This window comes from Paraburkholderia kirstenboschensis, from assembly GCF_032806925.1.
GTDB lineage: Bacteria > Pseudomonadota > Gammaproteobacteria > Burkholderiales > Burkholderiaceae > Paraburkholderia > Paraburkholderia kirstenboschensis.
Genome location: NZ_CP136513.1, coordinates 3,728,280 through 3,747,622, shown reverse-complemented (window position 1 = coordinate 3,747,622; position 19,343 = coordinate 3,728,280). Strand labels below are relative to the sequence as shown.

General features: G+C 64.2%; 19 protein-coding genes, 1 other RNA gene and 1 riboswitch. Of the genes, 11 read left to right on the top strand and 9 right to left on the bottom strand.

The window, feature by feature from the left end; genetic code table 11:
• The first annotated feature begins 118 nt into the window (after window positions 1-118).
• Entirely contained in the window at window positions 119-538 is a 420-nt protein-coding gene (locus tag RW095_RS39485) for a PaaI family thioesterase (RefSeq protein WP_317021016.1), read from the top strand.
• A 96-nt stretch (window positions 539-634) separates the two neighbouring features.
• On the opposite strand, the gene RW095_RS39480 is transcribed toward RW095_RS39485, so the two are convergent.
• Window positions 635-2,095 (bottom strand): cobyric acid synthase, encoded by a 1,461-nt coding sequence (locus tag RW095_RS39480; protein WP_317022840.1) that lies wholly within the window; start codon window positions 2,093-2,095, stop codon window positions 635-637.
• A gap of 145 nt (window positions 2,096-2,240) precedes the next feature.
• On the opposite strand from RW095_RS39480, the gene cobU reads away from it, so the two are divergent.
• The 4 genes from cobU (at window position 2,241) to RW095_RS39460 (ending at window position 5,837) form a co-directional block, all read left to right on the top strand.
• Window positions 2,241-2,795: a bifunctional adenosylcobinamide kinase/adenosylcobinamide-phosphate guanylyltransferase gene (gene cobU, locus RW095_RS39475; RefSeq protein ID WP_317021015.1), complete on the top strand. Its 555-nt coding sequence runs from the start codon at window positions 2,241-2,243 to the stop codon at window positions 2,793-2,795.
• Window positions 2,795-3,730 (top strand): adenosylcobinamide-phosphate synthase CbiB, encoded by a 936-nt coding sequence (cbiB, locus tag RW095_RS39470; RefSeq protein WP_317021014.1) that lies wholly within the window; start codon window positions 2,795-2,797, stop codon window positions 3,728-3,730. The genes cobU and cbiB overlap by 1 nt, the downstream gene beginning before the upstream one ends.
• Window positions 3,723-4,826, top strand: a complete 1,104-nt coding sequence (gene cobD / locus RW095_RS39465) for a threonine-phosphate decarboxylase CobD (protein ID WP_317021013.1) — start codon at window positions 3,723-3,725, stop codon at window positions 4,824-4,826. The genes cbiB and cobD overlap by 8 nt, the downstream gene beginning before the upstream one ends.
• Before the next feature lie 90 nt (window positions 4,827-4,916).
• Window positions 4,917-5,837, top strand: a complete 921-nt coding sequence (locus RW095_RS39460) for a cobalamin-binding protein (RefSeq protein WP_394365181.1) — start codon at window positions 4,917-4,919, stop codon at window positions 5,835-5,837.
• A 26-nt stretch (window positions 5,838-5,863) separates the two neighbouring features.
• Here the strand turns inward: RW095_RS39460 and cobC are convergent, their stop codons facing one another.
• The 6 genes from cobC to RW095_RS39430 are packed head-to-tail and all read right to left on the bottom strand — an operon-like array spanning window position 5,864 to window position 12,234.
• Window positions 5,864-6,454 (bottom strand): alpha-ribazole phosphatase, encoded by a 591-nt coding sequence (cobC, locus tag RW095_RS39455; protein ID WP_317021012.1) that lies wholly within the window; start codon window positions 6,452-6,454, stop codon window positions 5,864-5,866.
• Window positions 6,439-7,224 (bottom strand): adenosylcobinamide-GDP ribazoletransferase, encoded by a 786-nt coding sequence (locus RW095_RS39450; RefSeq protein ID WP_317021011.1) that lies wholly within the window; start codon window positions 7,222-7,224, stop codon window positions 6,439-6,441. The genes cobC and RW095_RS39450 overlap by 16 nt, the downstream gene beginning before the upstream one ends.
• 45 nt (window positions 7,225-7,269) lie before the next feature.
• Window positions 7,270-8,331 carry a nicotinate-nucleotide--dimethylbenzimidazole phosphoribosyltransferase gene (cobT, locus tag RW095_RS39445; protein WP_317021010.1) on the bottom strand — a complete coding sequence of 354 codons (1,062 nt, stop codon included), beginning with the start codon at window positions 8,329-8,331 and terminating at the stop codon, window positions 7,270-7,272.
• A gap of 37 nt (window positions 8,332-8,368) precedes the next feature.
• Complete coding sequence (locus RW095_RS39440; RefSeq protein ID WP_317021009.1) at window positions 8,369-9,208, bottom strand: ABC transporter ATP-binding protein; 840 nt, start codon at window positions 9,206-9,208, stop codon at window positions 8,369-8,371.
• A complete protein-coding gene (locus RW095_RS39435; protein WP_317021008.1) occupies window positions 9,205-10,263 on the bottom strand; it encodes a FecCD family ABC transporter permease in 1,059 nt (352 codons plus the stop codon). Before RW095_RS39435 ends, RW095_RS39440 begins: the two co-directional genes overlap by 4 nt.
• A 27-nt stretch (window positions 10,264-10,290) precedes the next feature.
• Window positions 10,291-12,234, bottom strand: a complete 1,944-nt coding sequence (locus tag RW095_RS39430) for a TonB-dependent receptor domain-containing protein (RefSeq protein WP_317021007.1) — start codon at window positions 12,232-12,234, stop codon at window positions 10,291-10,293.
• Window positions 12,235-12,329: 95 nt separating this feature from the next.
• Window positions 12,330-12,610: riboswitch (cobalamin riboswitch) on the bottom strand.
• Window positions 12,611-12,828: 218 nt separating this feature from the next.
• Between RW095_RS39430 and RW095_RS39425 the strand changes: the two genes are divergently transcribed.
• The 5 genes from RW095_RS39425 (at window position 12,829) to RW095_RS39405 (ending at window position 15,317) form a co-directional block, all read left to right on the top strand.
• Entirely contained in the window at window positions 12,829-13,185 is a 357-nt protein-coding gene (locus RW095_RS39425) for an ATPase (RefSeq protein ID WP_027775693.1), read from the top strand.
• Complete coding sequence (locus RW095_RS39420) at window positions 13,182-13,496, top strand: cell division protein ZapA (protein WP_317021006.1); 315 nt, start codon at window positions 13,182-13,184, stop codon at window positions 13,494-13,496. The genes RW095_RS39425 and RW095_RS39420 overlap by 4 nt, the downstream gene beginning before the upstream one ends.
• A 165-nt stretch (window positions 13,497-13,661) precedes the next feature.
• Window positions 13,662-13,843: non-coding RNA, 6S RNA (ssrS, locus tag RW095_RS39415), on the top strand.
• 83 nt (window positions 13,844-13,926) lie between these two features.
• The gene (locus RW095_RS39410; RefSeq protein ID WP_317021005.1) at window positions 13,927-14,385 is read left to right on the top strand and encodes an EVE domain-containing protein; all 459 of its coding nucleotides are present in this window, start codon (window positions 13,927-13,929) and stop codon (window positions 14,383-14,385) included.
• A 203-nt stretch (window positions 14,386-14,588) separates the two neighbouring features.
• Window positions 14,589-15,317: an SIMPL domain-containing protein gene (locus RW095_RS39405; protein ID WP_128594476.1), complete on the top strand. Its 729-nt coding sequence runs from the start codon at window positions 14,589-14,591 to the stop codon at window positions 15,315-15,317.
• Between the two features lie 93 nt (window positions 15,318-15,410).
• Here the strand turns inward: RW095_RS39405 and lgt are convergent, their stop codons facing one another.
• Window positions 15,411-16,310: a prolipoprotein diacylglyceryl transferase gene (lgt, locus tag RW095_RS39400; RefSeq protein ID WP_317021004.1), complete on the bottom strand. Its 900-nt coding sequence runs from the start codon at window positions 16,308-16,310 to the stop codon at window positions 15,411-15,413.
• Between the two features lie 109 nt (window positions 16,311-16,419).
• The gene (locus tag RW095_RS39395; protein WP_317021003.1) at window positions 16,420-17,415 is read right to left on the bottom strand and encodes a LysR family transcriptional regulator; all 996 of its coding nucleotides are present in this window, start codon (window positions 17,413-17,415) and stop codon (window positions 16,420-16,422) included.
• A 131-nt stretch (window positions 17,416-17,546) separates the two neighbouring features.
• Between RW095_RS39395 and ilvD the strand changes: the two genes are divergently transcribed.
• Window positions 17,547-19,220, top strand: coding sequence for a dihydroxy-acid dehydratase (ilvD, locus tag RW095_RS39390; protein ID WP_317021002.1), 1,674 nt, complete (start codon window positions 17,547-17,549; stop codon window positions 19,218-19,220).
• Window positions 19,221-19,343 lie beyond the last annotated feature (123 nt).

Here is a 19,343-nt window from a genome sequence, read left to right as displayed (position 1 = left end):
CGAGTCCGTGCGCCGATCCAGCCGTTGATAATATCGACAAATGCGACGAGGCCGAAGCCCCCGAACGGCTAATCGGTCGCCCCCATCACCGATTCAACCTTTTCAGGAAGCCAATCCAATGAGCAAACTCCGGCCGGAATACACCGTCGAACGACTGCACGAACGCCAGAAGGGCAAGCTGCCAGGCTTGCTGGGCGTGCATGTGCTGTCGCTGGACGAAGGCGCGCTGACTGCGGAATTGACCGTGCGGGAAGAATTGCTCGCGCCGAACGGCTTTCTGCACGCGGCCACCGTAATCGGTCTCGCGGACACCGCTTGCGGCTATGCGTGCCTCGCCCACCTGCCGGAAACGGCGCGCAACTTCACGACAGTCGAGCTAAAAAGCAACTTTCTCGGCACGGCGACCGAAGGCACGATCCGCGCGGTGGCAAAGGGCGTGCACCTTGGCCGCAGCACGCAGGTTTGGGACGCCACGGTCACCGGTCCGAACGGCAAGACAATCGCCCTGTTTCGCTGCACGCAGATCGTGCTGTATTGACAGAACCGCGGGACATCGCAGGCAGCGCGACGCGAAGTCCGCTTGGCTTTGGCTCTTCTTCGCAGAATGCGATCGCCGCGCGGGCCAGTCCGTCCGTCAAGCCATCGCGGCCATCAACCTCGCCAGATCCAGGTGTTCAGCCAGCGTGTCGGCGAGCCGGTCCAGCGACGCTTCGCGCAACGCCGGGTAGTCGATTGCGTCCGCGTCGCTCAGTCCGGCCCAGGCCAGCAGCGCCGCGCAGGCGGCCGGTGTGTCGAACAGGCCGTGCACGTACGTCGCGAGGATCTGGCCATCCGCGGAAATTGCGCCGTCGGGACGCGCTTCACCCGGCGGCCCCAGGCGCAGCGCCGGCGATTCCAGCGCCGGTCCTTGCGTCTCGCCCATATGGATCTCGTAACCGCCCACCTCCGGCGAGCCTGGCAACGCGAGGCGGCCGGTCACGTTCTTCAGCGTCTTTTCGCGCGTCAGCACTGTCGAGTAGTCGAGCCAGCCAAGGCCCGCCGACGTTCCCGGCGCACCTTCCACGCCGTGCGGATCGGCGACCTCGCGGCCGAGCATCTGCATCCCGCCGCATATACCGATCACGCGCCCGCCATAGCGCAAGTGCCGTTGCAGCACCGTGTCCCAGCCTTGCGCACGCAGAAACGCCAGATCGCCGGGCACGTTCTTCGAACCCGGCAGGATGATGAGGTCCGCGGGCGGCGGCGGCGTGCCGCTTCTCACGTAATGAAAATCGACCTGCGGATGCGCGCGCAGCGCGTCGAAATCCGTGTGGTTGCTGATGTGCGGCAGCACCGGCACGACCACCCGCAAGGTGCGCGCGGCGTCGCCGCGCTGCGCCGCGCGCAGCTCGGGCGGCAGCATGTCCTCGGCGTCGAGCGTGAGACCGTGCAAATACGGGACGACGCCCAGCACCGGCTTGCCGGTCTTCGCCTCAAGCCAGTCGAGACCCGGCTTCAGCAGTCCGATATCGCCTCGAAAACGGTTGATGATGAAACCCCGTACACGCGCCTGCTCGCTTGCCGACAGGCACGCAAGCGTCCCCGTCAGATGCGCGAATACCCCGCCCCGGTCGATGTCCGCCACCAGCACGACCGGACAGTCGACGGCTTCGGCAAAACCCATGTTGGCGATGTCGCGCTCGCGCAGATTGATCTCGGCCGGACTGCCCGCGCCTTCCACGAAAATCGTGTCATACGCCGCTTGCAACCGCGCGTAGGACGCAAGCACCGCTTCGAAAGCGATGGGTTTGTAATCGTGATACGCGCGGGCGTCGAGATTCATGCGCGCCTTGCCGTGGATGATCACCTGCGCGCCGCGATCGCTCGTGGGCTTGAGCATCACGGGGTTCAGATCGGTGTGCGCGGCGATGCCGGCGGCCACTGCCTGCAACGCCTGAGCGCGACCGATCTCGCCGCCGTCGACGGTCACTGCGCTGTTAAGCGCCATGTTCTGCGGCTTGAACGGCGCGACCCGGACACCGGCGCGCCGCGCGAGCCTGCATAAGCCGGCGACCAGCGTACTCTTGCCCGCATCGGACGTGGTGCCCTGGATCATTAGCGTGCCGCGCGGCACGGATACGGCGTCATGCGAGATCGAATGGATGGTCACGGAAATGTCGGACTCGGCGAAGGAAAGGACTATTAAACCGCGGCATTATCCCATCGCGCCCGCCCGCGCTGCACGCCGGTACAATCACGCGATGATTTCCCGCGACCTCACCTTCGTTCTCGGCGGCGCGCGCTCAGGCAAGAGCGTGCACGCGGAACAGCTTGCCGGCCAAAGCGCGCTGCCGGTGACCTACATCGCCACGGCACGCGTGACCGGCGACGCCGAATTCACCGCGCGCATCGCGCATCATCGTGCGCGGCGCCCCGCACAGTGGCGTTTGCTGGAAGCAGACGTCGATCTCGCCGGCGCTATCTCCCGGGCCGACGCGCCAGGGCATTGCACGCTGATCGACTGCCTCACGCTATGGCTCGCCAACCTGCTGTGTCCCGCCGATGGCGACGGCCTGCCGCCCGATCAATATCGAGCCCGCACCGAAGAACTGGGGGCCGCGCTTGGCAACGCTCGCGGCAAGGTCATCGTGGTCAGCAACGAAATCGGCCTCGGCGTCGTGCCGCTCGGCGCGGCAACGCGTCTTTACGTCGACGAACTCGGGCGGCTGAATCAGCGCGTCGCGGCGCTCTCCACGCAGGCCACGATGATGGTCGCGGGCCTGCCGCTCACGCTCAAAACCGCGGGCGGCGCGTGATGCTCTCGCTTCCTCTTATCGTCACACTCGCAACTGCGGGCGTGGCCGTCGACCGCTGGTTCGGCGAGCCGGGCGGCGCTCATCCGCTGGTGGCTTTCGGCAAATGGGCGGCACGTTTCGAAGCGCATTACAACCGCGGACGACGCTTGCGGCTCAAGGGGCTGCTCGCATGGTCGCTTGCCGTGCTGCCGCCGGTGCTGGTCGCCTGGTGGCTCGTCGCCGTGCTGCCGTTTTTCGCGGCCTGCGCAGTGCACGTTGCATTGCTGTGGTTCGCGCTCGGGGCACGCAGCCTGCACGACCATATCGAGCCGATCGCGCGGGCGCTCGCGCATCGCGATCTCGCTGAAGCGCGCCTGCTGACCGCGCGGATCGTCTCGCGCGAAACGGCCAACGCCGATGAAGCCGCGCTTGCCCGCGCCGCCGTCGAATCGGCACTCGAAAACGGCAACGACGCGATCTTCGGCGCGCTCTTCTGGTTCGCGATCGCGGGCGGTCCGGGCGCGCTCGGATTTCGCCTCGCCAACACGCTCGATGCCATGTGGGGTTACCGCACGCCGCGCTATTTGCGCTTCGGCTGGGCCGCCGCGCGACTGGACGACGTGCTCAACTGGATTCCCGCGCGCCTCACCGCCGCGAGCTATGCGCTGCTCGGCGACACGCGCACCGCGTGGCGTTGCTGGCGCGAACAGGCGCCGCGCTGGGACAGCCCGAACGCAGGGCCGGTCATGGCCTCGGGCGCGGGCAGTCTGAACGTGCTGATCGGCGGTCCCGCCGTTTATAACGGCGCGCTCGAACATCGGCCCATGCTCGGCTTCGGGCATCCCGCGAAGGCCGCTCACATCACGGCCGCGCTCATGCTGGTCGAGCGTACGGTGATTTTGTGGCTCGCGGTGCTGATCGTGCTGGCCTTGCTGAGCGTGCCCTTGCATGTCTGAACGAATGGACGAGCGGCGCTCACTTCAAAATATAAAGCCGGGGCACGCTGGCGAAGCGCCGGCTGCATGCGCGTCATCCAGTGCGACGATCGTGCATGGCGGCAATCTGCACGAAGCGGCTGAGCGCTATCGCATTCCGTACGCGCAGTGGCTCGATCTGTCGACGGGAATCAATCCGCACGGCTATCCCGTGCCGCCCGTTCCCGCCGACGCCTGGCGCCGCCTGCCCGACGAAGGCGACGGCCTCGCCGACTGCGCCGCGCGCTACTACGGTGCGCCGGACGCGGCGCATGTGTTGCCGGTTGCCGGAAGCCAGGCGGCGATTCGCGCGTTGCCGGCGTTGCTGCCGCGCGCGGGAGTCGGCATCGCGCCGCTCACCTACAGCGAATATGCGCCTGCATTCGAGCGGGCCGGACATCGCGTGGTGCCGCTCGATGTTGCGTGGAATGTGCTGCCCGATGCGCTCACGCATGTGGCCGTCGTGAATCCGAATAATCCGACCGCCGAGCATCTGAGCGCTGCGAAGCTGCTCGATTGGCACGCGCAGTTGCGCGCACGCGGCGGCAGCCTGCTCGTCGACGAAGCCTTCGCGGATACGATGCCCGCCGCGTCGCTTGCAAGCTGTACGGATCGCGAGGGTTTGATCGTGTTGCGCTCGCCCGGGAAGTTCTTCGGACTTGCGGGCGTACGCGCCGGTTTCGTGCTCGCCGCGCCCGCGCTGCTCGACAGCTTGCGCCGCGTGCTCGGCGCGTGGACCGTCAGCGGTCCCGCGCGTCATGCCGTGAAGGCCGCGTTTTCGGACCGCGCCTGGCAACAGCAGATGCGCACACGGCTCGAAGCGGACAGCGCGCGCCTCGTCGATCTGCTGCAAGTTCATGGCATTCGTGCCCGCAGCACGCCGCTCTTCGCGTGGACCGACGATCCGCGTGCCGCAGCCCTGCACGAGGCATTGGCCACGCGCGGCGTATGGACGCGGCTTTTCGCATCGTCACGCAGCGTGCGTTTCGGTTTGCCCGCGAGCGAAGACGAATGGGCGCGTCTCGCCAACAGCTTGGGCGCGGCAGTCGAGACGATTGACGCAACGCGACCGGCCTGATCCGTTGACGACCGCAAAGCTTGCCCGTATCGCATCACAGCGCAGCGCATCGCATCGATCCGCCCAACGCAAAACTCGACGCTCGATCCAATGAATTCATCCGCACGATTCCCGCGCCTCGCTCTCGCCGTCATGCTTCTCGCCATCGCGTTGCGCGCGCAAGCCGGCATCGCCGTGACCGACGACACGGGCGCTGTGCTCACGCTGGCCGCGCCCGCGCAACGCGTAATCAGCCTCGCGCCGCATGTCACCGAACTGCTGTACGCGGCTGGCGGCGGCTTGAAGATAGTGGGTGCCGTGTCGTACAGCGACTATCCGCCCGAGGCCCAGCAACTGCCCCGCGTGGGCGACAACAAGTCGCTCGATCTCGAACGCATCGTCGCGTTGAAGCCCGATCTAATCGTGGTGTGGCGGCACGGCAATGCACAGCGCCAGCTCGACCGCCTGCGCGAATTGCACATACCGTTGTTCTTCAGCGAGCCGCATCATCTCGACGACGTCGCTGTCTCGTTGACGAAGCTCGGCGAATTGCTCGGCACCTCGTTTACCGCCGATACAGCCGCCGCCGCATATCGCCGCGACATTGCGCGCCTGCGTGCGCAGTACGCTAACCGGCCAGCCGTCAGCGTGTTTTATCAGGTGTGGGATCAACCGTTGATGACGCTCAACGGCGAGCATATGGTCAGCGACGTTATCGAGCTATGCGGCGGACGCAACGTGTTCGCGAGATTGCAGCCGCTCGTGCCGACCGTTTCGACCGAAGCCGTGCTTGCGGCGAATCCACAAGCAATCGTCACGGCAGCGCCCGGCGCGACGAAACCCGACACGACCTTGCCGCAACTCGGCGCGTGGCGCGCGTGGCCGCGTCTGTCGGCGGTCGCCAATAACAATCTGTTCGCAATCGACGGCGATCTCATCAACCGGCCCGCGCCGCGCATCGCGCTAGGGGCGAAGCAAATGTGCGAGGACCTTGATCTCGCTCGTTCCCGCATCAGACAAAACGCGCAGTAACGCATGTTGCGTGAAGCGCCTCGGGCTCACGCGTTCCACTTCACTAGCGACCACTGCTGACCCTCATCGCCGCGGCGCAGCCAGACGATGTTGGCGGTCTCCAGCGACCACCGTAAGCAACGTTCGAGCGGCACGTCGAGCGCCAAGGAAGCAATCGCGCGCATCACGCCCGCATGCGTGACCACATACGCCGGTGACAGCTCGCGGGTCTGCGCGTACGCATCGAACCATGCGCGCACCCGCATGACAAATTGCGCGACGCTCTCACCGCCATGCGCGCGTGCGTGTTCGAAGTTGGACGCCCAGTCGTCGAGCAATTCGCGATCGATCGAGTCCCAGCGGCGCTCTTCCCAATCGCCGAAATTCATTTCCTTCAGGCGATCGTCATGACTGAGCACGCAGCCGAAATCGTTCGCCATTTCGACGGCGAGCGCCGAGCAGCGCGTCAGCGGGCTCGACATCACGACGCGCGGCGCTGGCACCTGCATGCTTGCGAGCCTCAACGCGAGTGCCGCGGACGACACGTCGGCCGCCTCGGCGAGCGCCACATCGCTGTGGCCGTAGCAAACGCCCGCGTCGAGTGCGACGGCGGGATGGCGAATCATGACGATATCCATGCGAGCCCTAGGAGATAGATGCCCAGTTCAAAGATCTGTTGCGCAAAGCCGAGACAATCGCCGGTGTAGCCGCCGATGCGCTTCACGAAGTAGCGGCCCATTGTGAACCGCAACGCGAGCAGCATCGCGAGCGCCGAGCCCGCGAACCGCCAGTCGGCCGCGCGCCACCCGCGAGGTCCGTCCGGCCACAACAGCCACGGCAATCCGAACGCGAGGGCGCATAACAGCGCTGTGCCGCTCAGGCGCTGCGCGACCGGCTTTGCTTTGCCTTCCGCGCGCACATAGTCGAGCGTGGCCAGATAGCTGATCGCGCAGGCACGGCTTGCCGCATGGGCCGCAACCATCAGACTTGCGGCGCGCATCGGCGGCAATGAGGCGAGCGTCTGCCACTTGAGCGCAAGCGCGACGACCAGCGCAATAGCGCCAAAAGCGCCGATGCGCGAATCGTGCATGATGCGCAATGCATCGTCGCGCGTATAGGCGCCACCGAACGCATCGACGCAATCGGCAAGGCCGTCCTCGTGGAACGCGCCCGTTATCAATAGCGATGACGCCATCGACAACAACACCGCAACCCCCGCCGGAAAGACCCGCAGTGCCGCGAGATAGACAAGCGCGCTGATGCCGCCGACCAACACGCCGACGAGCGGAAAATAGCGAGCCGCCGCATTCAGATAATGCGGCTCATAGCCGACCCAGCGCGGCACGGGTACGCGTGTGAAATAACCAAGCGCCGTGAAAAAGTAGCGCAATTCCGCCAGCGGTTTCATATATGGCTTGCGTGCTCGTTGACTGAAAGCGAGTTACCGCGCGGCTCACGCTTCGCGGTTCGCGACACCGGCCGATTCGAAGCTCGCCATCTCGTTGATGAACGCGCAGGCCGCGCGCAGCAACGGCACCGCGAGCGCCGCACCGGTGCCTTCGCCGAGCCGCATGTCGAGCGACAACAGCGGCTGTGCGCCGAAATAGTCGAGCATGCGCCGATGTCCCGCCTCGTTCGACGCATGCGCGAACACGCAGTACTCACGCACGTCGGGCGCAATCGCGTCCGCGATCAACAGCGCCGAACTGGCGATGAAGCCGTCGACGAGAATCGTCATTCGCGCTTGCGCCGCGGCGAGATACGCGCCGGCCATCATCGCGATTTCGAAGCCGCCGAAGGTTGCGAGCACATCGAGAGGAGCCGCGGACGCGTCGTGTCGCGCGAGCGCCGCTGCAAGCACGCTGCGCTTTTTAGCGAGCCCGGCGTCGTCGAGACCGGTGCCGCGTCCCGCGCATTCGTCGATCGGTACGCCGCACATGCGGCTCATCAGGCACGCCGCCGCCGATGTGTTGGCGATGCCCATTTCGCCGAAGCCGATCACGTTGCTGCCGAGCGCAACGTGATGCCGCACGCGCGCCGCGCCGGCTTGCATCGCGGTGAGCGCCTGATCGTGCGTCATCGCAGGTTCGTGCGCGAAGTTGCGCGTGCCCGCGCCAACTGGAATGTCGACGAGGCCATCGGTGCGCGGCAACGGCGTCGCAATCCCCGCATTGACGACTTCGAGTTCGATGCTCGCAACGCGGCTCAATGCATTGACTGCCGCGCCGCCCGCCAGAAAATTCGCAACCATCTGCGCGGTCACCGCTTGCGGATAGGGGCTGACGCCTTCGGCCGCAATGCCGTGGTCCCCGGCGAACACGATCAGCGCGGGGCGCTCCACCGTTGGATGCGTGGTGCGTTGAATCAGGCCCATCTGCCGCGCGAGCGTTTCGAGCCGGCCGAGACTGCCGGGCGGCTTCGTCTTCGTGTCGATGATGTGCTGAAGCTCGCTGCGTAACGTCTGATCGAGCGGTTCTACCTGGGGCAATCCGGACAAGCGTGGCGAGGAGGTCATGAGTTTCGTGAAGATAAAGGATGTTCTGTTCTGCGCGTCAGCTTGCCGATGTGTCATGGCTCGAAGCGAATTCGTGACGTGAACGCGGCGCGGGAATGAGCGCCTCGTGCTCGCCGTCGCGAATCAGAATCAACGGATAGCCGAATACGCGGCTCGTCAACGCGGGCGTCAGTACTTCGTGCGCGCGCCCCGCGTAGGCTGCGCCCGCGCCGTCGAGCAGCAGCGCGTGCGTCGCGAACCGGCGTGCGAGGTTCAGGTCGTGACAGGAAAACAGCACGGTCCGCGCTGGCTCACGCGCCCATTCGCTGAGCGCTTCCAGGCACTCGATCTGATGATGCAGGTCCAGATGCGATAAAGGTTCGTCGAGCAGCAGAAGCGGCGCCTGCTGACACAGCACGGCCGCGAGCGCCACGCGCTGACGTTCGCCGCCTGAAAGCGACAGCACGTCTCGCGCGGCCAATGCGGTGAGGCCCAGCAAGTCCAGCGCGGCACGCGCGGCCTCGCGATCGCCCTCGCCTTCCCAACCCCAGCCGGTCAAATGCGGGAAGCGGTTCAGCATTACGATGTCGAGCACGCTCGCGCTGAATGCGTCGGGCGCGCTTTGCGGCATCAACGCGCGGCGCTGCGCGAGTTGCCGCGCGTGCCAGCCGGTCATACGCACGCCGTCGAGTTCCACGTGCCCCGCCGATGGTTCACGCAAACCCGCGAGCGTGGATAAGAGCGTCGTCTTGCCGGCGCCGTTCGGACCGGCCACGCACCAGATCTCGCCCGGATAGAACGTATGCGTGAACGCGTCGAGCAACGTGCGCGCGCCCGCACGCAAGCTCACGCGCTGTGCGCTGAGCGTGGGCTGCGCGAGGTTGTTAATGGGCATCATCGGCGGGCGCGCAGCAGCATCCAGAGAAACACCGGCACGCCGATGATCGACGTGATGACGCCGACCGGCAGTTGTGCCGGCGCGATCACAAGCCGCGCGATCAGGTCGGCGCCCATTACCGCGACGCCGCCGCCGAGCGCCGCGGCGGGCAGCAGCATACGTTGGTCGTTGCCGAACGCGAGCCGCAACATGTGCGGCACCACGAGCCCGACAAAGCCGATGGTGCCCGCCGTCGTCACGGCTGCGGCCGCGGCGAGCGAGGCCGCGAGATACACGCGAAGCCGCAACGGCATTACCGCAACGCCCAATGCCTGCGCGGCAGCGTCGCCTCGCAACAGCACATTCAGGCGCGGCGCAACGGGCACGATTGCAATCAGCACGACGACCAGCGCGACGAGCGCGGTCCACGGCAGCGCATTGCCATTGAGGTCGCCGGTAAGCCAGAACAACATGCCGCGCAAACGATTGTCGGGCGCGAGATTGAGCAGCAAGGTAATCAACGCGCCCCAGCCTGCCGCGATCACGGCGCCAGTCAACAGCAGGCGCGGCGACGTGTCCTGCGGTTCGCCGCGCCACAACTCGCGACGCGCAAGGCCGAGCAATAGAAGAATGGATACGAATGCGCCCGCGAATGCCGACGCATCGACGAGCCACCACGCGCAACCGGCGCTCATCGCGATGAGCGCGAAAGTTGCGGCGCCGCCCGATACGCCTAATACGTAGGGCTCAGCGAGTGGATTGCGCAACAACACCTGCAGCAGCGCGCCAGCCAATGCGAGCAATGCGCCGCAAGCAAAACCGGCCAACGCGCGAGGCAAACGCAGCGTGCGCACGATCTCGCCGGCGAGATCGGCAGAGTTTGCGTCGGACGCGCCCGCATGCAGCGGCGAAAGCGCCTCGATCACGCGCGCGGGCGCCAGCGCCACGCTGCCCAATGCGAGCGACGCCATCAGCACGGCAAGCGCGGCGACAGCAAGCACGAGCCAGATCGCGGCGGCGCGCTTCGCAGTCATCGCCTGAAGCGTGGCGGGCATTGAACCCGCGTGACGGCTCATCGGCGCGCTCTCAGCATGGCGCCGGCATCACTGCTGCTGCCAGCCGACCGTGACATATGCACCGCGCCGCGGCGAGTTATACGAGTAGGCCGTTTCATAGTCCTTGTTGAACAGATTCTGGATTTGCGCGGCCACGTGCCATGCCTTCGTGACGTTGTAGCGCGCGGCCAGGTTCACGACACCGTAGCCGCCGAGCTTGCCGCTGCTGTCTTCGCGCGGGCCGCTCACGATCCACTCGCCGCCCACGCGCCATCCTGCAATACTGCGATTCACCGTCAGCGACGCGAAACGCCGCGCGCGCCGCACGAGGTCAGTATCGTTGTCCAGGTCGACCGGATTTTGCAGCGTCACCGACGCGCGCACGTCGGTCTTGCCGACATGTCCGCTCCACGATCCTTCGAGTCCCTGCACTTTTGCATGACCCACGTTTTCGGCCAGATAGATCCCGGGCGTCACCTGCTCATAGTCGATCAGATTCGAATAACGCGTCTGGAAAGCACTCAAACGCATCACGCCGAGCGCATTGGACGCGTACTGCAACGCTGCTTCGATCGAATGACTGCGCTCCGGCTGGATCGACGGATTGCCGCTCAGCGGATAGTACAGATCGTCGAAGCTCGGCGCGCGAAACGAATCAGAATAGCTTGCGCTTAGCTTCCAACGCGACGTGATGTCGAAGCCATAGCCGAGATAGTAACTGTTCGCTCCGCCGAAATCGGAGTACTGGTCGCGCCGCAGGTTGGCCTGGATCTGGTTGCGCCCGAAGCGCGCCGTATAACCGGCGAAGCCCGAGTCGACATGGCGAGTGGGTGCGGCAAACGTATCCGACTCGAGGCTCTGGTCCAGATGCTCGTAGCCGACTTGCAGTTTCTGCTGCGCGGCCAGCGCGAAATCGTTCTGCCAGGTGTACTGGCGATTGTCCGTGTCGAAGCGGCCGTTATACAGACCGTTGGTGTTCGAGACGCTGCGGTCGTCGCCTTGCGCAACGATGAAGTGCGTGGTCCACCAATCGGTTAGCTTGCCGTTCGCGAATGCGGACAACTGACGCACTATCGTGTACAGATTGTTCAGATCGGTCGGCTCGCCGTACGCATTGTCGTAGCTGTTGTTGCCGTTCGACTGGAGATAGCGGACGCCCGCGTCCCACTTGTCGGTGAACTTATGGCGCAGCGAAGCCGAGATGCTTTCGTTCAGATAGCCGTTCGCATTGGGGTTCGCATTCGGCGCCTGTTGAGGATCGAGCGCGGAAAAGCCGTCGTCTTTCGAACGCGCGAGCGAGATGTTGAAGGTCGTGCGGCCGTCCTTGTCCAATGCGCCGTTCGCGCCGACCTGTTGCGTCTGCGTATGGTAGCTGCCGTAGCCCACGGAGAAATTGAAACGCGGCGGGTGATCGCCGCCGTCTTTCGTGAACACCTGGACCACGCCTCCGATCGCGCCGGAGCCATACAACGCCGACACATTGCCGTTCACGACTTCGACATGGTCTACCTGATCGAGCGGAATCTGCGCGATTTGCGCGGCACCGAGACTCACGGAATCGACGCGCACACCGTCGATGAGAACCAGCGATTGCGTCGACGACGCGCCGCGCAAGTACAGGCTCGCTGTCGAACCGGGGCCACCTGTGCGCGAGATTTGCGCGCCGGGCGCGAGTTGCAGCAGACCTGGCAGATCGGTTGCGGTGGTGTCGGCAATGTCCTGCTGATCGAATAGCGACGTTTGCGGGATCGTATCGGCGAGCGCTTGAGGTCCGCGCTCGGCGGTGACGACGACGGGCGACAAAACATCAGGCGAAGAATCGGCGATTGCGGTGGATGCAGGGCTTGTAGCGTTTATAGCGCTTGTAGCGGCTGATGCGATCGGTGCGACTGCATGCGACGGCGCAGACGAACTGTCGGCGGCTTGCGCATGCGCGAGCTGCGGCAGCCCTGCAAATGCGAGCAACGCCGCGCGGGCGATAGGGGACAGCATGAAGTGAGATTTCCCGTGGATGGCGTGCGCGGCCCGCTTCCCCGCAGGCCGTCGCGTAACGAGGCGCGAGCGCTTTTGACATGACATTTCGCAGGCGCGCGCCTCTCCCTCTGGCCGGTATCCGGGCTGACGACGCCCGATCCCGCCTTCCCACGCGTGACGCGCAGTGGCACACTCGCATGTTGAACCGGAACACGCGATGGGGATCGAACTGCAAACGCGAACTGCAAAGCACGAAGTGCAAAGCGAATGCGGTCGCTTACCGTTGCGGGGGCAGCGCAGGTTCGCGCGTTCTGGTGAACGGCGCGCCCTGCTTCCCGTTTAACTGCGCGCGCAATGAAATGCGCGCGCGGGCACCAGAGTGCGGCCAGTTTATGAGCGGCCTCGGGGCCAGTCAAGAATGCGGGTCACGACAGCGATTGATTCGGACAGGGGCGGAGTATTGTCCGACGCGATCTGTGACACACGAGTACTTTTTCTTCTTCAGTCGAAAAAAGCCTGCATAAAGCGGTGTTGTTACGTCTCGAAACGAGACAAATGTCGGAACGTGCGGCATTCCGCGCTAAAATGCGAGGTCTTTAGAGGACGCAGCACATGCTCACCGAACTCGAAACACTTTCACAGAATATCGGCAAGCTGATTGCGATCAGCCAGCGCCACAACGAAGCGCGAGTCGCGCTCGAAGAGCAGCTCGCCCAGTCGCGCGCCGAGGCAGAAGCCACGCGCACGGAACTTGCCATGGTGCGCGAGGAACGCGATGCACTGCAAGCGGAGCGCGACGCGCTGTCGGCCAAGATCGACGACGCTCAAGTGCGGCTCAATGCGATCCTCGAAAAATTGCCGCGTGCTCGCGGGCACAACGAGCCGGACAACCAGCTCGATCTGCTCGAGCCCGCTCAGCATGAAGTCGAAGCGGAGAGCGACGCCACTCGCCACGGAGAAAATGCATGACCACCAAGCAGATCGAAGTATCGATTCTCGGCGTGCCCTATCGTCTTGCCTGCTCGCCGGAAACGGAAGGCGCGCTGCTTGAAGCAGTCGCGCGAGTCGACGCTGAAATGTCGAAGATCCGCAATAACAGCAACGTGCGCGGCACGGATCGTATTGCTGTCATGGCCGCGCTGTCGCTGGCATCGGAACTGCTTAAGCTGCAATCGAGCGTGCGTCACGGAGAAGCATTTCCCGCCGAAGAAATCCGGCGTACAATGCATCGAATGAACGAACAACTGGGTACTGTGATCGAGCAGTACACCATGCAGTAAGCAGCAAGTTTGCAAGGCGGTTTGCAAGTGAAGGTGGCTGGTCCTCGGGTCGGCTGCTGATTCAACCAGGTGGCTCAGGAAGTAGCTGAGCAAAGCGCGTGAGAGCATCCACGATGTAACACTCGGCAAACGTTTCACCTGAATAGTTTTAGCTTGATCGGTTTAGCTTCCCTGCCTGGTTCGCCAAGGTCATATATTCCTTGAACCAATGCCATGTGCACGGTTGCGGAAATTTGTAGCACGGGCGTGCGCGTCACTCTGTCTGATGTACCCGAAGTGCTGCTAACTGCGACCAATTCTGAACCCCCGGTTCAGGATGCCGGCCTAGCGGCCAAGGCGGGGACCTTATTTGGAACGGCATCGGACTACGGTCCGGTGCCGTTTTTGTTTGTGCTCCCGGGTTTTCCAACCTTAACGTTCCCTTCGATTCATGCGCTACTGGCTAATGAAGTCCGAACCGGACGAAGCAAGCATCGACCATCTTGCCAACGCACCGCACCGTACGTTGCCGTGGACCGGTGTGCGCAACTATCAGGCGCGCAACTTCATGCGCGACGCGATGCAGGTCGGCGACGGCGTGCTGTTCTATCACTCGAGTTGTCCCGAGCCTGGCATCGCCGGGATCGCTGAGGTGGCGTCCACCGCTTACCCGGACCCGACTCAGTTCGACAAGAAGAGTCCTTACTACGATCCCAAGTCGTCGCAGGAAACGCCGCGCTGGCTTCTCGTCGATGTCGTCTTCAAGAAGAAGATTCCGTTGATTCCGCTCGCCGCGTTGCGCGAGCACGAAGAGCTGAAAGACATGCGCGTGCTTGCGAGAGGCAACCGTCTGTCCATCACGCCGGTTACAGAAGCCGAGTGGCGTTTCATTACGAAGCAACTCGCTTGAGTTCGCCAGTGCTCGCTGCAAGAGCCCCGCGAGCGATGTGGCCAACCGATGCTCATAGCACGGTTAAATTGGGGAACCAAGCTCAGGTTACAAGCGCCTAACGCACTTGCAAACGGACTACCAACGGCGCACGAAGCGCCGTGCCGTTGCATCGCGCCTGTCCGATCGTGCGCAACCCTGTTCAAGCAAGGAGTTCCACACAGATGAAAAACACCGCACGTGCACTCGCTTTCGCGCTTGTCTGCGCCGCGCCTGCAGCCCTCGTGCTCACGCCCGCTATCGCACGCGCGCAGAGCGTCGCGCCCTATCAACCGGCGGGCGTGCTATCGCTGAACGCGCAGGCCAGCGCGGAAGTGCCTCAAGACGTCGTCGAGATCACGCTCTTTTACGAGCAGGAAGCGAGCGATCCGTCGGCGCTTACGTCAACGCTGAACCAGCGCGCCGATTCGGCATTGCAAAAAGCCAAAGGCGTGAGCGGCGTGACCGCACGCACCGGTTCGTTCTCGATTTATCCGTCCACTGATCGCGATGGCCGCATCTCCGCATGGCGCGGCCGCACGGAGGTCGTGCTCGAGTCGCACGACTTCGCCGCGGCGTCGAAGCTCGCGGGGCAAATGGCGCCCATCATGCAGGTCGGCAATGTGCAGTTCTCGCTGTCGCCTGCGGCGCAGCGAGCCGCTGAACAAAAGCTCACCGGCGATGCGATCAAGTCGTTCCGTGAGCAGGCGGCTTCGTCCGCGCAGGCGTTCGGCTACAGCGGCTATTCGATTCGCGAGGTCAACGTCGGACATAACGGCGCAATGCCGCGGCCCGTCATGATGATGAGCGCGCGCGCCATGGGCGCCGACGCCAAGATGTCGGCACCCGTGCCAATTGAAGGCGGCACGTCCACGGTAACGGTGAATGTATCGGGCTCAGTGCAGATGAAGTAACGCGCGGTCAACGCGCTGCCCGTGCGGCGGCACACGCAAAAACGCCACGGCATGCCGTGGCGTTTTTTTATCCGGCGAACACAACGTACCGTGTCATGGCAGCGCGTGCGCCGGTTCGCCGCGGCTGCGACGATACGACCACACGAGCATGGCGATGCCCACGAGAATCATCGGCAATGAGAGCCATTGGCCCATGGAGAGACCCATGGCGAGCAGACCGAGGAAGTCGTCGGGCTCACGTGCGAATTCCACTATGAAGCGCGCGAGGCCATAACCGATCAGGAACACCGCCGAAATAGCGCCGAGCGGCTTCGGCTTGCGCGAGAAGAAGAACAGCACGAAGAAGAGCGCGACGCCCTCCAGCGCGATCTCGTACAGCTCTGACGGGTGACGCGGCAGCATGTGATATTGCGCGAACACTTCGTTCAGCTTCCATTGCGCGGCCAGTTGCGGATGGGCGGCGAGCCACGCGGCGTCGTCGGGCGCGGCGCCTGGAAAGAGCATCGCCCACGGCGCCGAGGGATCGGTCACGCGCCCCCACAACTCGCCGTTGATGAAGTTGCCGAGACGCCCTGCCGCGAGTCCCGTCGGCACCATCGGCGCGACGAAGTCGGTGACTTGCAGCCACGAGCGTTTGCGCTGATAGGCGAACAGCACCATTGCGAGCGTCACGCCGAGGAAGCCGCCGTGAAACGACATGCCGCCTTCCCACACCTTGAAGATGTCGAGCGGATGCGCGAAATAGAAGCTCGCTTTATAGAACAGCACATAGCCGAGCCGGCCTCCGAGAATCGTGCCGAGCACGCCGTAAAACAGCATGTCGTCGATATCTTTGGGCGTCCAGCCTTGCGCCGCGACGAACGGCAAACGCAGCCGCAGCCGGCCGACGACGATCGCCGCGATGAACGCGACGAGGTACATCAGTCCATACCAGCGCACGGCGAGCGGCCCCAGATGAATGGCAACGGGGTCGAAATTCGGGTGAATGAGCATCGTGTTGTTATGGGCAGTTCGGGTTCAGAAGCTAGTTTGTATTGATAATGCGCGGCTTGCGCCGCCTGCGTTGGACGGCTGCGCATGCAATGCGTTCGCCGCCGTCGCATTAAATGTGAGGCGCGGCAGCCTGCGCATCGGCACGCGCCGCATGCGTCCGCACGATTTCGATGAAGCCCGCCAGCACCGGGCTCACCTCCGCGGTTCGCCACACGAGCCCTGTTTCGATAGCGGGCACCGACTCGGACAACGGCCGGTACACGACGCCGGTTCGGCGCAGGTTACGCAACGATTGCGGCACGAGTGCGACACCCATGCCGGCCGACACGAGGCTCACGATGGTCTGCATCTGGATCGCCTCCTGCCCGACCCGCGGTTGAAGCCCCGCCACGCCGTAGCAATCCATAATGATGTCATAAAAGCCTGGCGCCAGACGTCTTGGGAAGACGACGAGCGGCGCATCGGCAAGCTCACGCAAGCTGACCGGAGTGTCGAGCCATTCGGCATGCGGATCGCCGGCAGCGCCGCCACCACCGCCGGAACTGCCCGCCACGCGCGCCGCCGTCTCGGTCGACATGGCGATCACGAGCGGCTCGCGTGCGATCGGCAGCCACGACAACTGCGCGGCATGGCGCGTCGGCACAGGGGCAATGACAAGGCCCGCGTCGATGCGCCCGGCGACGAGTTCGTCCACCTGCACGTCGCTGGTTGCCTCGGTGAGTTCAAGCCGCACGCGCGGATGACGCGCGCCGAAGTCGCGCAGCAAAAGCGGCAACAAGCCGTAGTCCGCCGTCGAAACGAACGCGAGCGACAGCACGCCCGCCTCGCCCCGCGCAAGGCTTTGTGCAAGCGGCCGCAAACCTTCCGCGCCCGCCAGCAGGCGCTGCACTTCCGGGAGCAGATCCGCGCCCACAGGCGTCAATTCGACGGACCGCTTGGTACGCGCGAACAGTTCGACCCCGAGCGTCTCCTCCAGAGCACGGATTGCCTGCGACAGAGGCGGCTGGGTCATGGAGAGGCGCGCGGCCGCGCGGCCGAAGTGCTTCTCTTCGGCGACGGTCACGAAATAACGCAATTGACGCAGGTCGGGAACGGCAGGCAGCATGATTAATACATTTTACGACCTATTCAGCGCTCAATAATATATTGGACACGCACATCGCAAAATTGCATTCTTGCCTGACGGGTCCGAACTACACTGGACCGACCAGCAAAACAAACAGACCGGAGATCCCCATGCCCTACAACCGTCGTTCGAAGAACATCACGCAAGGCGTGGCCCGTTCGCCGAACCGCTCGATGTACTACGCACTCGGCTATCAGAAAGAAGATTTCGACAAGCCGATGATCGGCATCGCCAACGGCCATTCGACCATCACGCCGTGCAACGCCGGTCTCCAGCGTCTTGCCGATGCCGCCGTCGCCGCCGTCAAGGGCGCGGACGCCAATCCGCAGATCTTCGGCACGCCGACTATTTCTGACGGCATGTCCATGGGCACCGAGGGCATGAAGTACTCGCTCGTGTCACGCGAAGTCATCGCGGACTGTATCGAGACATGCGTGCAGGGCCAATGGATGGACGGCGTGGTCGTGATCGGCGGCTGCGACAAGAACATGCCGGGCGGCATGATCGGCCTCGCGCGCATGAACGTGCCGGGCATCTACGTGTATGGCGGCACGATCCGTCCGGGCAACTGGAAGGGCACGGATCTGACGATCGTGTCGTCGTTCGAAGCTGTCGGCGAATTCACGGCGGGCCGGATGTCGCAGGAAGATTTCGAGGGCGTCGAGCGCAATGCGTGCCCGTCAACGGGTTCGTGCGGCGGCATGTACACCGCCAACACAATGAGCTCCTCGTTCGAGGCGCTCGGCATGTCGCTGCTGTATTCATCGACGATGGCCAACCCCGACCAGGAAAAGGTCGACTCGGCCGCTGAATCGGCGCGTGTGCTCGTTGAAGCGGTCAAGAAGGATCTGAAGCCGCGCGACATCATCACGAAGAGGTCGATTGAAAACGCCGTGGCGGTGATCATGGCGACCGGCGGCTCGACCAATGCCGTGCTGCACTTTCTGGCAATCGCGCACGCGGCGGAAGTGGAGTGGACCATCGAGGACTTCGAGCGCATGCGCAAGAAAGTGCCGGTGATCTGCAACCTGAAGCCGTCGGGCCAGTACGTCGCGACCGACCTGCACAAAGCCGGCGGCATTCCGCAAGTCATGAAGATCCTGCTCGACGCGGGTCTCTTGCATGGCGACTGCATCACCATCACCGGCAAGACGCTCGCTGAAGAACTGAAGGTCGTGCCGGCCAAGCCGCGCGCCGATCAGAAGGTGATCTTTCCGATCGATCAGGCGTTGTACAAGGAAGGCCACCTCGCGATCCTGAAGGGCAACCTGGCCGAAGACGGCGCGGTCGCGAAGATCACGGGCCTGAAGAACCCGGTGATCACGGGTCCGGCTCGCGTATTCGACGACGAGCAAAGCGCGCTCGAAGCGATTCTCGCCGACAGGATAGTGGCCGGCGACGTCGTCGTGTTGCGCTACCTCGGCCCGAAGGGCGGCCCGGGCATGCCGGAAATGCTCGCGCCGACCTCGGCGATCATCGGCAAGGGTCTCGGCGAGACCGTCGGTCTCATCACCGACGGACGCTTTTCAGGCGGCACGTGGGGCATGGTGGTCGGTCACGTCGCACCCGAAGCGTTCGTGGGCGGCACGATCGGCCTCGTGCAGGAAGGCGACTCGATCACGATCGACGCGCACAAGCTGCTCTTGCAGTTGAATGTCGACGACGCCGAACTTCAGCGCCGCCGCGCCGCATGGCAGCAGCCGCAACCGCGTTATACGCGTGGCGTGCTGGCGAAATACTCGGCTCTTGCGCTGCCGGCCAATAAGGGCGCCATTACTGGCTAAAACAACGGGCTAAAGCAGCCGGCTAAACCAGCGGACAAAGCCGCACGCGCTGTGACCGGCGGCCTGGAGCCCCGCTAAAGCCCTACGTAAATGCGAAAGGGGCGCACGAAAAACCGTGCGCCC

Bases quoted from the DNA above. Each gene is read 5' to 3' on its own strand.
- RW095_RS39480 (WP_317022840.1), bottom strand. From the start codon at position 2,095: ATGATCCAGGGCACCACGTCCGATGCGGGCAAGAGTACGCTGGTCGCC.
- RW095_RS39485 (WP_317021016.1), top strand. From the start codon at position 119: ATGAGCAAACTCCGGCCGGAATACACCGTCGAACGACTGCACGAACGC.
- cobD (WP_317021013.1), top strand. From the start codon at position 3,723: ATGTCTGAACGAATGGACGAGCGGCGCTCACTTCAAAATATAAAGCCG.
- lgt (WP_317021004.1), bottom strand. From the start codon at position 16,310: ATGCTCATTCACCCGAATTTCGACCCCGTTGCCATTCATCTGGGGCCG.
- RW095_RS39410 (WP_317021005.1), top strand. From the start codon at position 13,927: ATGCGCTACTGGCTAATGAAGTCCGAACCGGACGAAGCAAGCATCGAC.
- cbiB (WP_317021014.1), top strand. From the start codon at position 2,795: ATGCTCTCGCTTCCTCTTATCGTCACACTCGCAACTGCGGGCGTGGCC.
- RW095_RS39430 (WP_317021007.1), bottom strand. From the start codon at position 12,234: ATGCTGTCCCCTATCGCCCGCGCGGCGTTGCTCGCATTTGCAGGGCTG.
- RW095_RS39395 (WP_317021003.1), bottom strand. From the start codon at position 17,415: ATGCTGCCTGCCGTTCCCGACCTGCGTCAATTGCGTTATTTCGTGACC.
- cobC (WP_317021012.1), bottom strand. From the start codon at position 6,454: ATGGATATCGTCATGATTCGCCATCCCGCCGTCGCACTCGACGCGGGC.
- RW095_RS39460 (WP_394365181.1), top strand. From the start codon at position 4,917: ATGAATTCATCCGCACGATTCCCGCGCCTCGCTCTCGCCGTCATGCTT.
- RW095_RS39450 (WP_317021011.1), bottom strand. From the start codon at position 7,224: ATGAAACCGCTGGCGGAATTGCGCTACTTTTTCACGGCGCTTGGTTAT.
- ilvD (WP_317021002.1), top strand. From the start codon at position 17,547: ATGCCCTACAACCGTCGTTCGAAGAACATCACGCAAGGCGTGGCCCGT.
- cobT (WP_317021010.1), bottom strand. From the start codon at position 8,331: ATGACCTCCTCGCCACGCTTGTCCGGATTGCCCCAGGTAGAACCGCTC.
- RW095_RS39425 (WP_027775693.1), top strand. From the start codon at position 12,829: ATGCTCACCGAACTCGAAACACTTTCACAGAATATCGGCAAGCTGATT.
- RW095_RS39405 (WP_128594476.1), top strand. From the start codon at position 14,589: ATGAAAAACACCGCACGTGCACTCGCTTTCGCGCTTGTCTGCGCCGCG.
- RW095_RS39420 (WP_317021006.1), top strand. From the start codon at position 13,182: ATGACCACCAAGCAGATCGAAGTATCGATTCTCGGCGTGCCCTATCGT.
- RW095_RS39435 (WP_317021008.1), bottom strand. From the start codon at position 10,263: ATGAGCCGTCACGCGGGTTCAATGCCCGCCACGCTTCAGGCGATGACT.
- cobU (WP_317021015.1), top strand. From the start codon at position 2,241: ATGATTTCCCGCGACCTCACCTTCGTTCTCGGCGGCGCGCGCTCAGGC.
- RW095_RS39440 (WP_317021009.1), bottom strand. From the start codon at position 9,208: ATGATGCCCATTAACAACCTCGCGCAGCCCACGCTCAGCGCACAGCGC.